Annotated in this window: 14 protein-coding genes; 6 read left to right on the forward strand and 8 right to left on the reverse strand. The window is 62.0% G+C overall.

Annotated elements, in window-relative coordinates:
- Nucleotides 1-87 precede the first annotated feature (87 nt).
- Nucleotides 88-741 carry a DedA family protein gene (locus LOY67_RS26945; RefSeq protein WP_265065171.1) on the forward strand — a complete coding sequence of 218 codons (654 nt, stop codon included), beginning with the start codon at nucleotides 88-90 and terminating at the stop codon, nucleotides 739-741.
- On the opposite strand, the gene LOY67_RS26950 is transcribed toward LOY67_RS26945, so the two are convergent.
- A complete protein-coding gene (locus LOY67_RS26950; RefSeq protein WP_265065172.1) occupies nucleotides 692-1,927 on the reverse strand; it encodes a sterol desaturase family protein in 1,236 nt (411 codons plus the stop codon). The genes LOY67_RS26945 and LOY67_RS26950 overlap by 50 nt on opposite strands.
- A 113-nt stretch (nucleotides 1,928-2,040) precedes the next feature.
- Here LOY67_RS26950 and elbB point away from each other — a divergent pair, with 113 nt between their 5' ends.
- Nucleotides 2,041-2,709, forward strand: coding sequence for an isoprenoid biosynthesis glyoxalase ElbB (elbB, locus tag LOY67_RS26955; RefSeq protein WP_265065173.1), 669 nt, complete (start codon nucleotides 2,041-2,043; stop codon nucleotides 2,707-2,709).
- A 126-nt stretch (nucleotides 2,710-2,835) separates the two neighbouring features.
- Here elbB and LOY67_RS26960 read toward each other — a convergent pair whose 3' ends face one another.
- Together LOY67_RS26960 and LOY67_RS26965 are read right to left on the reverse strand one after the other, a co-directional pair.
- The gene (locus tag LOY67_RS26960; protein ID WP_265065174.1) at nucleotides 2,836-3,291 is read right to left on the reverse strand and encodes a YaiI/YqxD family protein; all 456 of its coding nucleotides are present in this window, start codon (nucleotides 3,289-3,291) and stop codon (nucleotides 2,836-2,838) included.
- Nucleotides 3,291-5,189: an FTR1 family protein gene (locus LOY67_RS26965; RefSeq protein WP_265065175.1), complete on the reverse strand. Its 1,899-nt coding sequence runs from the start codon at nucleotides 5,187-5,189 to the stop codon at nucleotides 3,291-3,293. The genes LOY67_RS26960 and LOY67_RS26965 overlap by 1 nt, the downstream gene beginning before the upstream one ends.
- A 312-nt stretch (nucleotides 5,190-5,501) precedes the next feature.
- Between LOY67_RS26965 and LOY67_RS26970 the strand changes: the two genes are divergently transcribed.
- The 4 genes from LOY67_RS26970 to LOY67_RS26985 all read left to right on the forward strand — a co-directional run bounded on the left by LOY67_RS26970 (nucleotide 5,502) and on the right by LOY67_RS26985 (nucleotide 8,781).
- The gene (locus tag LOY67_RS26970) at nucleotides 5,502-6,899 is read left to right on the forward strand and encodes a COG3014 family protein (RefSeq protein WP_265065176.1); all 1,398 of its coding nucleotides are present in this window, start codon (nucleotides 5,502-5,504) and stop codon (nucleotides 6,897-6,899) included.
- 18 nt (nucleotides 6,900-6,917) lie between these two features.
- Complete coding sequence (locus LOY67_RS26975; protein WP_003206754.1) at nucleotides 6,918-7,289, forward strand: YcfL family protein; 372 nt, start codon at nucleotides 6,918-6,920, stop codon at nucleotides 7,287-7,289.
- A gap of 157 nt (nucleotides 7,290-7,446) precedes the next feature.
- On the forward strand, nucleotides 7,447-8,034 hold the full coding sequence (gene lpoB, locus LOY67_RS26980) for a penicillin-binding protein activator LpoB (protein WP_265065177.1): 588 nt from the start codon (nucleotides 7,447-7,449) through the stop codon (nucleotides 8,032-8,034).
- A 3-nt stretch (nucleotides 8,035-8,037) separates the two neighbouring features.
- On the forward strand, nucleotides 8,038-8,781 hold the full coding sequence (locus tag LOY67_RS26985) for a penicillin-binding protein activator LpoB (protein WP_265065178.1): 744 nt from the start codon (nucleotides 8,038-8,040) through the stop codon (nucleotides 8,779-8,781).
- Nucleotides 8,782-8,938: 157 nt separating this feature from the next.
- On the opposite strand, the gene LOY67_RS26990 is transcribed toward LOY67_RS26985, so the two are convergent.
- From LOY67_RS26990 to rhtB, 5 genes are all read right to left on the reverse strand, one after another.
- The gene (locus tag LOY67_RS26990) at nucleotides 8,939-11,464 is read right to left on the reverse strand and encodes a T6SS phospholipase effector Tle1-like catalytic domain-containing protein (protein ID WP_265065179.1); all 2,526 of its coding nucleotides are present in this window, start codon (nucleotides 11,462-11,464) and stop codon (nucleotides 8,939-8,941) included.
- A complete protein-coding gene (locus tag LOY67_RS26995; protein ID WP_265065180.1) occupies nucleotides 11,449-11,916 on the reverse strand; it encodes a DUF3304 domain-containing protein in 468 nt (155 codons plus the stop codon). Before LOY67_RS26995 ends, LOY67_RS26990 begins: the two co-directional genes overlap by 16 nt.
- Before the next feature lie 50 nt (nucleotides 11,917-11,966).
- Complete coding sequence (locus tag LOY67_RS27000; RefSeq protein WP_265065181.1) at nucleotides 11,967-12,779, reverse strand: DUF4123 domain-containing protein; 813 nt, start codon at nucleotides 12,777-12,779, stop codon at nucleotides 11,967-11,969.
- Nucleotides 12,780-12,803: 24 nt separating this feature from the next.
- Nucleotides 12,804-14,900, reverse strand: a complete 2,097-nt coding sequence (tssI, locus tag LOY67_RS27005) for a type VI secretion system tip protein TssI/VgrG (protein WP_265065182.1) — start codon at nucleotides 14,898-14,900, stop codon at nucleotides 12,804-12,806.
- A gap of 280 nt (nucleotides 14,901-15,180) precedes the next feature.
- Entirely contained in the window at nucleotides 15,181-15,813 is a 633-nt protein-coding gene (rhtB, locus tag LOY67_RS27010) for a homoserine/homoserine lactone efflux protein (RefSeq protein ID WP_265065183.1), read from the reverse strand.
- Nucleotides 15,814-15,819 lie beyond the last annotated feature (6 nt).

Raw genomic sequence — 15,819 nt, forward strand, 5'->3', positions numbered from 1 at the left:
AAATGTTCACGTCGAGACACATTTCGACACTTTCCTGAATGTGTCTGAAGGGTTAGGCTGCGCGTTCATTTCGCCAGCACCCAGACAATGCTCCAGCAATTTCTACATGACTTCGGCTACCTGGCCCTCTTTATCGGCACGTTCTTCGAAGGCGAAACCATCCTCGTGCTCGCAGGTTTCCTGGCGTTCCGTGGCTACATGGACATCAATCTCGTGGTGGTCGTGGCGTTCTGCGGCAGCTATGCGGGTGACCAGCTGTGGTATTTCCTGGGACGCAGGCACGGGCGCAAGCTGCTGGCGCGCAAGCCTCGCTGGCAACTGATGGGGGATCGCGCGCTGGAGCACATCCGCAAGCACCCGGACATCTGGGTCCTGAGTTTCCGCTTCGTCTATGGCCTGCGTACGGTGATGCCGGTGGCGATCGGTCTGTCAGGCTATCCACCGGGACGCTATCTGTTGCTCAACGGCATCGGCGCGGCGATCTGGGCGACCGCATTGGCCGCCGCCGCTTATCACTTCGGCGCAGTCCTCGAAGGCATGCTGGGCAGCATCAAGAAATATGAATTGTGGGTACTCGGCGCGTTGCTGTTGCTGGGCCTGTGCCTGTGGTTGCGCCGTCGCATCAAGAATGCGCGAATGGCGAAAAAGGCCCTCGAAGCCGAGCGGTTGGAGCGAACCAGGTCCGACGAAGCTACGACGTCAGCCGAACAAACCGGTTGCGGCAGTAATAGAGCCCCATGACACTGAGCAAGCTGTAGCTGAGCAAGCCGACCCAGGCCGCGGGGCCGGCCGGCCACAACCCGGCCAGCGGCGCCAGCCACACCAGCGGCAGGTTCGACGCCAGCCGCAGCAGCTCCAGCCGCAACGCCCACGGGCGATTCTCCAGGGCCACGCCCAACACGAACAGCCCCAACGCTACCGTTCCCCAACCCAGCACCAGGGCGGCGACAGGCAGGCTGTTCTCCAGGTTCATCAAATAACTGCCCAACGCAATGTAGAAGCAGAACTGCAACGCCACATACCCCTGCTGGCGTCCGTCCAGCGGCACCTCGAATTTGCGGAAACGGCTCAGGTCCGGTTTGTTCAGCGGGTACCTGGCTGCCACGTCCGCCGGTCGCCAACCGGTCGGCATGAACCAGATCCGCAACTTGTCCCACCAACGTCCGGCCCGTCGGGCATCCGTCCATAACTGCACGTAGAACTGCAGGTTGGCCCACAACGGGTTCCAGCTCGCCAGCGGCGTGGTCACGCCAAAAATCACCGGCTCGTTGTCGTCTTCCTCCTGGAAGGTGCCGAACAGACGATCCCAAATAATGAACACCCCGCCGTAGTTGCGATCCATGTAGAGAGGGTTCTGCGCATGGTGGGCACGATGATTGGACGGCGTGACGAAGCACCATTCCAGCCAGCCGAGCTTGGGAATGTGCTGGGTGTGGACCCAGAACTGATACAGCAGGTTCAGCGCCGCAACGCTGACGAACACCATCAGCGGCACCCCCAGCACGGCCAGCGGCAGGTAGAACACCCAGCTCAACAGGAACCCGGTGCTGGTCTGGCGCAGCGCGGTGGAGAGGTTGTAGTCCTCGCTCTGGTGATGCACCGAGTGGGCGGCCCAGAGGATGTTGCGCTCATGACCCATACGATGCAGCCAGTAGTAGCAGAAGTCATAGAACACGAAGGCAAACACCCAGACCCAGGCCTGATCGGCGGGCAATCGGACAAGGGCCAGGTATTCCAGGGCAAGGCCGTAGGTCACCAGCCCCACGCCCTTGGTCAGCAGACCGGTCGTGGTCGACAACACGCCGGTGCTCAGGCTGTTGATCGCATCTGCCATGCGGTAATGACTCACGCCACGCCAGCGATCGGCCAGCAGCTCGACGGCGATCAGCACGAAGAAGAACGGCACGGCATACAGAATGAAATTCATCATGCGACCCGGGCAGGAGATAGGCGGCAGATTAGGTTTAGCCGCCGGATAACCCTATGGCAGCGAGTGACAAATTAGTGGACATTTAACGCCATGAATCTGGAGAAAAACCCATGAGCAAAAAAGTTGCAGTGATCCTTTCCGGCTGTGGCGTGTACGACGGCGCCGAGATCCACGAAAGCGTGATCACCCTGCTGCGCCTCGATCAGCGCGGCGCGCAGGTCCAGTGTTTCGCCCCCAACATCGCCCAACTGCATGTGATCAATCACCTGACCGGCGAAGAAATGCCCGAAAGCCGCAACGTGCTGGTGGAATCGGCGCGGATCGCCCGCGGTAACGTGAAGGACTTGCGCGACGCCAGGGCCGAGGACTTCGATGCCCTGATCATCCCTGGTGGCTTCGGTTCGGCGAAGAACCTCTCCAACTTTGCCGTCGAAGGCGCGAATTGCACCCTCCAGCCGGAAGTCCTGGCGCTGACCGAGGCCTTCGCCGAGGCCGGCAAGCCGGTGGGGCTGATCTGCATTTCCCCGGCCCTGGCGGCGAAAATCTACGGCCCCGGGGTGACCTGCACCATCGGCACGGATGTCGACACCGCGGCTGCCGTGACCAGGATGGGCGGCACTCACGAAGACTGCGCCGTCACCGACATCGTCGAAGACCGCGCGCGCCGGTTGGTCAGCACCCCGGCCTACATGCTGGCGCAGAACATCAGCGAAGCGGCATCAGGGATCAACAAGTTGGTGGACCGGGTACTTGAGCTGACCCACGAAAACGACGCCTGACAACCCAATGTGGGAGCGAGCCTGCTCGCGATGGCGTCCATTCAGTCGGCATATCTATGGCTGACACGCCGCCATCGCGAGCAGGCTCGCTCCCACAAAGGAACAATGCCAGGCTCCGGGGCAAGCTCAGGACATCCGGCTCAAGCGCGTAAGGATCCGATCCAACGCATTGGCAAACCCCTGCTTGTCCCGCTCGCTGTAGGCCGCAGGGCCGCCGCCCATCTGGCCCTGCTCACGCAGATCGGTGAACAGGTTGCGCACCGCCAGCCGATCGCCCATGTTCTGCGCGCTGAACTCCTTGCCCCGCGGGTCCAGGGCCGCGACGCCCTTCTTCACCAACCGGTCGGCCAGGGGCACGTCGCTGCAGATCACCAGCTCACCCGGCTCGGCATGCTCCACCAGGTAATCGTCCGCCGCATCAGGGCCGCTGGGCACCACGATCAGCTTGACGCAGGCCAGGCCTGGCTTGATCTGCGGTTGCCCGGCCACCAGCACCACCTCGAACTGGCGCTTCAAGGCGAACTTGACCACCAGTTCCTTCGCCGCCTTGGGGCAGGCATCCGCGTCGATCCAGACGCGCATCAGGAAACCTGCACCCTGCGCTTCTCCGCCACCCAGCTACGGCCATACAACACAACGATCGCCAGGATCGCGATCACTTGGGCGCTCAGCGAATAAGCATCGGCATGAATACCCAGCCAGTCGAAGTCGAAGAACGCCACCGGACGGGTGCCGAAGATCCCGGCTTCCTGCAACGCCTTCACGCCATGCCCGGCGAATACCACCGACAGCGCGCACAGCAACGCAGCGTTGATGCTGAAGAACAGCGCCAGTGGCAGTCGCGCCGAGCCGCGCAGGATCACCCAGGCCAGACCGACCAGCAGCACCAGCGCCGTCGCGCCACCGGCCAGCACGGCGTTGTGCCCGGCGGGGCCGGCCTGCAGCCACAGGGTTTCGTAGAAGAGGATCACTTCGAACAGCTCGCGATAGACCGAGAAGAACGCCAGGACGGCGAAGCCGAAACGGCCACCGCCGCCGACCAGACTGCTCTTGATGTAATCCTGCCAGGCCGCCGCGTGACGACGGTCGTGCATCCACACACCCAACCACAGCACCATCACACTGGCGAACAACGCGGTTGCGCCTTCAAGCAATTCACGCTGGGCACCGCTGACGTCGATCACATAGGCAGCCAGGCCCCAGGTCGCCAGACCGGCCAGCAACGCCAGGCCCCAACCCGCGTTGACACTGCGCACCGCCGATTCCTGGCCGGTGTTGCGCAGGAACGCCAGGATCGCCGCCAGCACCAGGATCGCTTCCAGCCCTTCACGCAACAGAATCAGCAAACCCGAGATGTAGCTCAGCGACCAACTCAGGCTATCCCCGCCCAACAGCCCCGCCGACGTCTTCAACTTGGTCTTGGCCGCGTCCAGACGCTGCTCGGCCTGCTCGACCGGCAAGCCGTCCTGCAGGGATTGACGGTAAGCCATCAGGGCCTTTTCGGTGTCCTTGCGCACAGCGGCATCAACGTTATCCAGCGAGCTTTCCACCAGCTCGAAGCCTTCCAGGTACGCCGCTACCGACAAGTCATAGGCCTGGTCGTGATCACCGGCACGATACGCCGCGATGCTTTTATCCAGGGTGGCAGCGGTGTAGTCGAGCAACTGCGCCGGGCCACGCTGCACCTGCGGCGGTTGGGCGCGCTGGGCGCGGAAGGTGGCAGCCGCTGCGGGGCCTTGGGCCGCCAGCACTTCAGCCGGGGTCTGGCGGGCCAGGTCGGCGAGGTTAAAGGTCTGTTCGCTTTTGGCCGCCGCCGGGTCGGCACTGAAGCCGGCGATGTAGGTGGCCAGGTCCCAGCGCTGACGCTCATCGAGCTGATCGGCGAAGGCCGGCATGTCGGTCCCTTCGATGCCCATGCCGAGGGTGTTGTAGATCGCATAGAGACTCAGGTGATCGAGACGCCGACCATCGCGCAGGTTGGACGGTGCCGGCACCAGGCCGACACCGGCAGGGCCGTCGCCGGCACCGCTGTCACCGTGGCACACCGAGCAGTTCTGGGCATACAGCGGCGCACCACGGGTCGGGTCCGGGGTAATGATCGGTGCCTGGCTGACCTCATAGGCCACTGCCAGCTTCGCCCCCAGTTGACGCGCCAGGCGGGCGACATCAGCGCCGTCCTGATGCTGAGTGATCGCCTTGCGCAAGGCACCGATGCCCTGTGTCAGCTCAGCCTTTTCCGGCTTGGCCGGCAACGCAGCGATCAGCCCTTCCAACACCTGGGTGAATTCCAGTTGCTCGCGATACTCGGACTCTTCGATAACCTTGCCCGCTTCGACAGTCGCCGGGTAATCCGCCCCGATGTAATCCAGCAGGTGCAACGCCTGGGGAGCGCCTTCAACGGTGTTGGCCAGCAATGGATTGCTGCACAGGGCGAGCAACGGCAGCGCAAGCCAGGCCAGAAAACGAAGCGGGGCAATCATGAATGACTCTCAATTGGAAATAAGAAGTAACACATTGTTCACTTACACAGACTTTGGCTCAAGAGCGAATGTGCTGCGATGGTGCATTTTCATCGGATTTTCATGCTTTGGAAGTGATGTCACAAAAACCGCATTTTGAAATTGAAAAGCCATTACATAGCCAACGGCCACGTTTATAATCCCGCGGCCTTCTTATAAGAACTCGGCATAAAAGCTCCTCTGATTAGGAGGAACCGATAGCGTCCCGACGCCATCCGTGGATCGTCCCAGCCCGACCCGCATACCTGGCTGTTCCTCAGGGAAGAAATGTTCATGGCCTCCCGTGCCGTTTTTTCGGTCGCCCTCGGTGCGATCACCTTGCTGTCCGGCTGTTCGGTTTTCCGCAACTACGACAGCGAACTGACCCAGACCAATCAACAGCTGGCGTCCGGCAACGTCGACGCGGCGTTGACCCTGCTGGAAAAAAACAACACCAGTCAAGATCGGGACCTGCTGTATTACTTCGAGAAAGGTGAGCTGTTGCGGGCCAAAGGCGATCTGTCCGGCAGCCAGACGGCCTGGACCAGCGCTGATCGGCAGGTTGGCGAGTGGGAAGATTCGGTCAAGCTCGACACCGCCAAGTACGTGGCACAGTTCGGCAGTTTCCTGGTCAACGATAAAGTCCGGCGCTACGAGGGCTACGACTACGAAAAGGTCATGCTGACCACGCAGATGGCCCTGAACCTGCTGGCCGTGAACGATTTCGACGGTGCCCGGACCCAGATCAAGAAGACCCACGAACGCGAAGCGGTGATTGCCGACCTGCGGGACAAGGAATACCTCAAGCGCGAGGAAGAGGCCGAGCAGCAAGGGGTCAAGACCGAGTACAAGGACCTCCAAGGTTATCCGGTGGCCAGCCTCGACGCCCCGGAAGTGGTGGGTCTGAAAAACAGCTACCAGAGCGCGTTCAGCCATTACCTGTCCGGTTTCGTCTATGAAGCCCTGGGAGAAAAAGGCCTGGCCGCTCCGGGTTATCGCAAGGCTGCCGAGTTGCGTCCCAACACACCCTTGCTGGAACAGGCACTGCTCGATCTGGACAAGCCTGCCGCCAAGAACGATGACAGCGACATCCTGATCGTGGTGCAAAGCGGCCTGGCGCCGTCCCGTGACTCGATCCGCATTCCCCTGCCCTTGCCCATCAGCGGCAATCTCGTTATCACGCCGCTGTCGTTCCCGGTAATCAAGCCTGACACCTCTACCGCCACCTTCACCCAGATCGGTGTCGATGGCCGCCAGATGGACCTGACCCAGCTCAACAGCACCACCGCCATGTCCCGCCGCGCCCTTCGCGACGACATGCCCGGCATCATCCTGCGCACCACCGTGCGCGCCATCACCCGCGGCGTGGCGCAAAAGCAGATCAACGACACCAATCCCCTGGCCGGCCTGGCCGTGGGCCTCACCTCGGCCGTGCTCGAAGGCGCCGACACCCGGACCTGGCGCACCCTGCCGGACTACACCCAAGTGGTGCGCCTGCGCCTGAAGAAAGGCGAGCACCAGGTCACCCTGCCAAACGCGGTAGGCGGCTCGGTGGTCAAGGTCGTCGTCGACCAACGTTACCAGGTGGTCACCCTGCGGGCCGTGGGCAATCAGGTCTTCGCCGGTGGCCTGGCCGCCCAGGTGATGCCGAATGCCAACCCGACCGCCGTCGCCAGCCTCAAACAACCTTAAGAACGGAGTCTTGTTCATATGCGTTTAAAACTGATCGCCGTCGGCGCCCTGGCCTTGCTGGCCGGTTGCGCCACCCCGCCACCCCCTGAGCCGGGCAGTGCCGCGAGCAAAGTCGTGGCGATGGGCAAGACCAAGAACATCGTCGTCGGCGCCATGCGCGTGGCCCGGGAAAACGGCTACATGACCGTCAATGTGCAGCTGAGCAACACCAGCTACAACAACAAGACAATGTACTACCGCTTTGCCTGGCTGGGGCCTGAAGGCTTTCCGATTGCCGAAGAGGAAACCTGGAAGAGCCTGACACTGTACGGCGAACAGACCAGCTTCCTGCCGGCCATTGCGCCGACGCCCAAGGCCGTGGACTTCCGGTTGGAAATCAATACGCCTTAAGGGCAAACCCTGTGGGAGCGAGCCTGCTCGCGATGGCGATAGATCAGTAGCAATGCCGTCGCCTGACACACCGCTATCGCGAGCAGGCTCGCTCCCACAGTTTGTTGACTGACTGGCATCACGCGTCATTCCTTATTCAGTTTTTGAGAGCACCCACATGTTCCTACGCATTTCATCCCTTGCCCTCGCCGCCCTGCTGGTCAGCGGCTGCGCCAATAACTCCCCGGTACTGGGCAACAAGAACATCACCTACGGCGACACCAAGGCCGTGGAAACCGTGACCAACGAGTTCGGCTCCACCGACCTGCAGATGATCGCCGAGTCCATGACCCGCTCCCTGGCCCAGTCCGGCATCCTGCACGGCCGCCCGGTGGTCCAGGTCTATGACGTGAAGAACAAGACCAGCGAGTACATCGATACCCGCGAAATCACCACCAGCATCAAGACCCAGCTGATGAAGACCGGCGCGGCACGCTTTGCCAGCGACAACAACGACATGGACAGCCAGGTCGACCAGCTCAAGCTGCAGAACCAGAGCGGCCTGTACAAGAAGAGCACCGTGGCCAAGACCGGCAACATGATCGCTGCCAAGTACCGCCTCGAGGGCTCCATCAGCTCGATCGTCAAGCGCAGCAGCGACTACAAGGACGTCTTCTACAAATTCAGCCTGCAATTGATCGACGTCGAAAGTGGTCTGGCCGAGTGGATGGACGAAAAAGAAATCCGCAAGACCACGGAGCGCTAAGCCATGCGCACATGGATAGGCATCATGGCCCTGGCCTGCGCGTTCGGCGCGCACGCGGCCCCGAAAGTCGCCGTTACCGACCTGGCGTACCAGCAACGGGTGGAGGAATACATCCACACCGTTTCGGCCCAGAGCAATTTCCAGGCGAACACCTACAGTGCCAGCGCATCGTCGAGCTACGATGAGATGGAAGCCACCAGCAGCTACATCGAGCAAGGTGAACTGCGCAAGTTCACCGGTGATATCAAGGGCGAGATCCTGCGCAGCGGGATGTTCCAGCTGGTGCAGGGCACGCCTCACACCGAGTCCTCCACGGGCGACGTCTACGATGTGATCAAGCGCATCAAGGCCGGACGCTTCAAGGGCGCCGACTACGTGCTGTTCGGCACGGTATCGGACATCGACTTCACCCGCGACATCAATGAACTGGCCAACACCGACAGCTACTCGGCCGTGCTTGGGCTGACCCTGGTGGCCGATTTCAGCCTGATCAACACCCGGACCTTCGAAATCACCTCGGCGTTTACCGCCATGGGTGAAGGCCAGGACACCAAATTGCTCAACCACCGGGACGCGCGTATCAGCCTCAACCGCCCCCGCGTGGTACGCGACGTGTCCAAGGCCCTGGGCGAAGACGTGGCGCGACAACTGAGCGAGCAGCTCGGCGGCCCCAGCTACGAACAACCCGGTGAGCCGGTACCGCGCAGCAACCTGCCACGGGACACCGCACCGGTGATCCTGCGCTAGTGGCCTGTACGGTTAATTCGAGTACTCAAATTCGAGTGCCAGGGCTTGTCAGACAAGGCGCCATGACGAGTCGTAGCCCCGCTACGGCGAGGAATGGCAACGCAGGCTGGCAAGTCCTGGCGCCGAAGTTGAGTGCACGAATTAGCCACACAGGCCACTAGGCACCTGACCCCCTGTCCCCCCGACCAGGGACAGGGTTTCCTGTGGCGTCATCAAGCGTCTGCCTGAGCTCCCCCAACCGGCCACTTTCCTGTGTTCTCGCCGATTGAATCGCGCCGAGCAGCGTCTGCCGTCCGAGGCTCTGCGCCGCTTGTTCGTCCAGCGATGCAGATAACGGTAACGCCTGGGCCAGTTTCAGGACATTGCCGGTTTTTCGCGTACAGGCACGGACCTCATCGAGCCCCTCGATCATTGGCAAGGCGATACCGGTGACGCTATCAAACGCCTCGATCATCGGAACGACGCCGAGCTTGCCACGGAACACCGGGATGCCGAGCCCCGGCATCAACAGGCCCACCAACAGCCGTGGATCGCGGCGGCTGATACTCAGGCCAATGCTTGCAAGTGCCACAGCCACGCCAACGACCTGTCCGGCCGTCGCCAACAGTGACAGACGCTTATTGGATTCGTCGTCGAAAAAAATCGCCCGATAGCGAAAGTAGTCGCTGAACACTTCCCGCTCGTTCAGCGCCGCATTCATGAACCAGGCGCGCGAATCGTGGACATGTTCGTCGAACAACCGCACCAGTTCCCACGCTTCTTCATTGCGGGGCGCATGGTCCTCGCCGAACCAGCGCACCACCTCCCGATTGCCGGCCCGGCGCAGGTCGCGGTACTCCTCCGCTTCATCCTGCTCGTTGAGCAGGTACACCAGACCGCCTACCGACGCATTGATGAGGCTACCCTGGCTCAGGCCCGGGCCGAGGGGATTCAGGTTCCACTCAGGAATGTAGTCGCGGCGAAAATCCAGCATGGCGCCGTGCAGCTGACGCTGATCCAGGCTTGGCTCGAACGTTTTGGCCGTATTGAGCGCGATCTCGGGCGCCCCGGTTCGCTGTTCATAGGCACGCTTCAGGGCCAGGTGTTCTTCATGCTCGCCGGGTACGGCAGGAGGCTCCCTGCCGGCCCGCAGGGCGGTATTTTCTTCCCGCTGCCGCAGGTGCAACGCGGCAAAGGCCGAACGCTCCTCTTCGCTCATGTCCTTGCCCTGCACGTGGGCCCAGGCCGAGGTGGTGCGAAAAAGAAAATTGGCATAGCGGTTGATGCGCCAACCGGTCATCAACCCGGCCTCTCGGGCCATGACCTCTTCGAGCGGCCCGTTGTCCTGGGCATCGAGCCAGATATTGAAGCGGCTGGTCAGCGTCGGGGAGATGTCGAACGCGTCATACGTCGCACCATCCATGACCAACCATGGCCAGCGCTCTTTCTGCTCATCACTGAGGGCATCGGCAGGTGCCTGCAAGGGAGCGCCGACCTGATAGGCCTCATGAAACATGTGCTGCAGGGGCAATTGGGACAGCAGCTCGTGATTGCCACCCAACGCCTTGCCCTGGTCTTCCGGCGGATAGCCACCACCGACATCCGAATGCACACCCGGATAGAGGTATTCAAATGTGCCTACGCGATAAGCGGATGGGCAATCGGGGTCGTCGGGATCGGCTTTTCGACGGATCGAATCCAGGGGAAAGCTGCCCCGCTGCTCATGGGCTGCGACCAGGTGCACGCAACGCTCCAGGAATATCTGCGACTCGGGCAGCCGCAACGAACCGTCCGCCCAGCCCATGTGCCCGCTGACAAAGGGCGCCAGGTAGGCCATGCCCACCGACGCTACCGTGTCGAACAGACCGAGGAAACCGATGCTGATGGGCACGCCGGCAAACAGATGGCCGGTTTCGCCGTTCGCCTCGACTTCGGTCAGCTGACGTAACCACTGGGTAAACGCCCGGGCCTGGGCGGCGCCACGGGAGAAGCCATAGACATACAGGCGCAGGGCCTCGATCCGTGGGATCGAGCGACTGGCGTGCAAGCGCTCGACGGTCCCGCGCAAGGCCATCAACGGCTCTTCCAGCACGGCACGTCGACGTTCCTGTCCGGTGTTGAGGGCATCACCGAGGGACGTACTCATCTGCCGGACCCACGCAAGGGCTTGTACCGGTTCCAGGTGCGACTCCCCACAGTGTCGACGCAAAGCATCGATCAGCCGCGTCAGGCCCCAATTGATACGATTTTCTCCACCACGAGCCGCCACCAACCCCATGGCATCAGGTTCAAACTCACCGATTTCCGGAAACTCGGTGCCGACGCCCTGCATGTAATAGGCATAGAAACCTTGCTCATTGGCCCGGCTTTGCCCCGCGCCGGCGCCCCCACCCAGGCTGGCGTGATACAGGCGCGCCACGTTGCTGGTGGTCGGCGGCTGGTTACGTTTGTCCGTTGGTTCGTGGTTGTTGGTGCCGTCAAAGCACAACGTGATATGCAGCACGTCCATGCAAGGTGAGCCGCAATAGGGAACGCTCGCCGTCCTGCAAGCCGCTCTGGCAATGTTCGCCGCCTCGGTCAGGGTTCTTTGCTGCTCGACATGATTGCGTGCCACGTCTTTGGGCGTTCGCGGCAACATCCCCTCTTTCGTAAAGAACGGCGTGGCGGCCAGGGGCTGAGGCTTGCTTCTCAACGCACTGGACATGGCGACGGCGCCTCCATCCTGCGGGGAAAATCGAAGGGATAACCAGGCATGCCTGGTAGCACCGCCACCGCAGACACGGCGACCTGGTCACAAGGCAGGAAATGCACGTCAACCACACCGAGCCGCTCGTAGGGCGCCACCTCGGCCCAGACGCTGTGTCGGCTGTAGCCGGCCCGATGTGCGTTCATCCGCGCCCGCCATTCATCGGTGTGCCGGCGCTCCGGCCAACTGCCATACGCATGAGGCGCCGGATCCTTTTCCCATTCCACCAGCACCTTCAGACCCGGTCGCCATCGGGTCGGCATCCCGACACAACAGTTCTGCTTGCCGCCACCACCATAAGGCCCGATGTTCGGCCCACCGTTGCGGTTGACGCTGAAATGAATGATGGCCGCCGGAGTGTGGTTGTAGCCTTCAATGGGTGTGCCGATCAGAGCGGGTTGCGCCGGCATGCAGCCGCAAAGGACACAGAAGACCGGTAGCGCCCATGCTCCTCTACGCTTCATTGGCTGATACCCCGTTCACCGTTCGCCTGCCCGGCACACGTCACGAGCCATTCCTGGAGGAATTGTTCCCGCGCCATCGCCGTGAACTGCTGACGCTCTGCATCGACATGAGCGCGAAAAACCTGGTAGACGAACGTCTCGAACGATTCGAAACCGTAGCTGCCCGGGAAAACTTCCTGCCGGGCACACCATTGTTGTGCGTCACCGAGGGCGCCCACTTCGGTGACTTGTTCATCGCTCAAGCGCAACGCAGGCGCTCCCCGCCCCGCCTCCCCCTGCCGGACATCGAACCCCGCCATCTGGCAGGCCTTGCCATCGCGGTCGATCCATTGCCACTCGATGACCCCCTCATGGAGCATCTTGCGCTGGTCGGGATCGAGCAATTCACACAAGAGTCTGAACAAACGGGTGTCGTAGTAACGCAGAACACCGCTTTTGCGGCCCTGCTCCCATTCGGCCTGGGTGCACCGCCCAAGACGCTCGCCAAGGGCATCGAACGACCAGCGGCTAAGCAGCACCAGCACCCGCGAATGGCCGTGGCACGCTTGGAGAAAGTCCATCAGCCAGGCCCGCTGCGCGGTATTGAAAAGCAGCACCCGCACCAGCACCGGCCCCTGGTCGGCAAAGGCCCGCTCCGGGGAGTCCTGGAGCAGAAGCCGGTAGCGCGGCGACGGCACGAGCTCGTTCAACCGTCGCAGCAGCGGATAGTCGAGCAGCGCGCAGTTGATCAGCAGATCCACATGGGCGAGGCCGCAGGCCTTGGCCTGAGCGTATAGATGTTGCAGCCATTGCAGGGCGGTTGGAGACATGATCATCCTTGAAAATTGATTTGCTCAGAGACGGGCGGCCAATCCTCTGGCCTGGGCTTGGGCATGTTGAAAGCAGCGTTTGCACAGCACACCGATCGGCAAGGGCGAGCGACCAGCCGGCGGCCCGGTCGTGCTTTCGCTGATGGCGACGCCGCCAGTCAAGGTGCCTGTGCGTCCGGTCATTGGCTCATCGGTGTCACCCGGCAAGCGGGCAGGTTTGTACTGCAAAGTCGCTCCGGGACCAGGACAGCCACCCTGCTCGATGGGAGCGCTGCTGAAGAGGCCATCAGCACCAATGCGCAGGAAATGCCCACCGCCCTCCAGGGTCAGCTGCGATCCGGACTTGACCGTCAGCGCACCCGCGCATTCGAGCTGCAGGACCTGCCCGGCGCGAATCACCAGGGTTTCTCCAGCCTGTGCGTGGAGGCTGCCGTTGATGTTGAGAAAGTCGTCGGCATCCAGTTGCGTCACGCGATGCTCCCGAACGGTGTGGTGCTCCTCGCCCCGCACCTCGCTGTAGCGCTGCCCGACCAGGGTCATGCGCTGGTCGCGACCGATCTCCAGCGTGTGGTCGTTGCACACCTTGGCGAACAGGTCGCGTTCGGCCCGCAGATAGATCCGTTCAGCACCCTTCCGGTCTTCGATGTGCAGCTCATTGCTGCCACCGCCGCCCGGCGTGCTCCGGCTCTTGAAGACACTGCGGGTGTCGTTGGCGGGTAACGCATGGGGCACAGGGTTGACCCTGTTCGGCACGCAACCGGTGATCAGCGGTTGATCGGGATCGCCCGCGAGGAAGGTGACCACGACCTCCATGCCGACCCGGGGGATCAGTTGGGTGCCGAAGCCGTCCCCCGCCCATCCCGTGGCGACCCGCACCCAGCAACTGCTCCGTTCCGGGTGGCCTTCGGCACGGTCCCAATGGAAACGGACCTTGACCCTGCCGTACTCGTCGCAGTGAATCTCGCTGCCCTTCGGGCCGCTGACCGTGGCCGTTTCACTGACCAGCACCGGCCGACGACGCCCCACGGACGGGCGATAGAACACATCCCACGGGATCGCCTTGAAGTGGTTGCCATAGCCCTGCTCCAGTGTCGCCCCTCCAGGATTGCCGATGACTTCTTCGAGAACCTGGGGCTGCGAGCCTTCGTGCCTGAGCCAGGTGAGCAACCAGCGTTGGTTCCAGCAAGCCCGGCCATGGTTTTGCAGCCTCATGAAATGCCCGCTTACCAGGGCCGGTTGATTGCTACTGCCTTCGGCAATGCAGGTGTCTCGCTGGCGGCGCTGCAAGCTCCGCCGGGCCGTCTGCCCGCCCTGCCCCAGGGTCAGGAAGCGCCCTGGCGCGTAGGCATAATCCTCTCGGTCCGGCTGCGATTCCCCTTCACCCAACGGGTTATGCCGAGAGGCACCTTCCAGGGTCAGGCGAGGTTTTTCGAAATCATGGTCACGCCGGGTGACCCGACTGGTGGCACCTCGCACCCGAACGGTAAAGCTCCTGATCGTGGGTTCGTCGGCGACCATCGCACCGTCAGGTATGAACGGTGTAGGTGGCAGGCTCCTGAACCGGGACTGGTCATCGCCGAATACCAGGACATGCTGTTGCGCCCCATGCTCGAAGTGATAGTGCCAACCTTCCTCTTCGCACAAGCGCTGGATAAAGGCCAGGTCGCTTTCTTCGTACTGGGTGCAGTAGTCCCGCGGCGGATACTCCGTGGGGCCCAGTTGAAAACGAAAGGAGTCTTCCAGCAGACCGTGCAGCTTGAGCACCACGGTGATGATCTGGCGAACGGTCTGCTGCTGGAAGATTCGCCGATTGAAAGCCAGGTCGAGACTGCTCAGGCGTGGCACCAGCGTCGCATGATAATGGGTCAGCCGCTGCCCGGACTCACCCACGGCGAAATCCGCGATTTGCCCGTGGATGCCATTGCCCAGCGTATCGAAAGCCAGGAACGCGGGACGATGCAGGAACCGTTCGAGCGCCAGGTCGGCATGCTCGCTGACGAGCCGGATCCTGAATTCAAAAGGTCGACTGATTGCTTCCGTGCCCTCGAAGGCGAGAACACCGAGTTCATCGGACAGGCTGTCGATCGTCAACCTGAACTGGGTTGTGGAGGTAGCAGGCACGTCCGGTCACCGGGGGAACGAGAGAGCCTCCATGATCAAGAAACCGACACAGGTCGTATGCAGCCCCCTTCCGAACACCCCATAGGCAAATTCCTCGCTTACCCCCAGTCCGGTCTGTCAGAAAAGGTGGATTTGTAGGCTGATACCTACCCGCAGCACACAAAAAATGTGGGAGCGAGCCTGCTCGCGATAGCGGTGAACCATTCAACAGCAACGTTAAATGATCGATCGCTATCGCGAGCAGGCTCGCTCCCATAGGTTTCAAGTTGTGGCAAAAGCGCTACACGGCAGCCTTGCGAATCGTCGCCAGCAGACCCGCCGCGCCAATGAACAGCCCGGCAAAGGTCCGGTTCATCCGCCGCTGCTGCTTCGGGGTACGCAACAGGCGCAGGACTTTGGAGGCCAGCCCGGTGTAGCCGGCCATGACGATGAGGTCGACGCAAATCATGGTCACGCCCAGGATCAGGTACTGCTTGACCAGGGGGGCATGCGGGTCGATGAACTGCGGCAGCACCGCCAGCATGAACACCAATGCCTTGGGGTTGCTGATATTGACCAGAAAGCCACGGAACATCAGCGCCAGGGGCTTGCCGATGGGCCGCAAGGTAGCGTCGTCACTGATCTCGCCGGGGATGGCGCGCCACTGCTTGATGCCCAGGTAGACCAGATAGGCGACCCCGAACCATTTGATGGCATAGAACGCCGTGGCCGAGGCGGTGAGGATCGCACCGACACCCGCGGCAACAATCACGATCTGCAATGCCAGGCCCAGTTGCAGGCCCAGGGCATTCCAGTAACCGCGCCAGAAACCGTACTGCAGACCGCTGGACATCGATGCGATGGCACCGGCGCCCGGCGAAAGACTGATCACCCAACAAGCAGCGAAAAACGCCAGCCATGTTTCCAGCAGCATTGCACA

The sequence above is a fragment of the Pseudomonas sp. B21-056 genome, from assembly GCF_026016325.1.
Taxonomy (GTDB): Bacteria; Pseudomonadota; Gammaproteobacteria; order Pseudomonadales; family Pseudomonadaceae; genus Aquipseudomonas.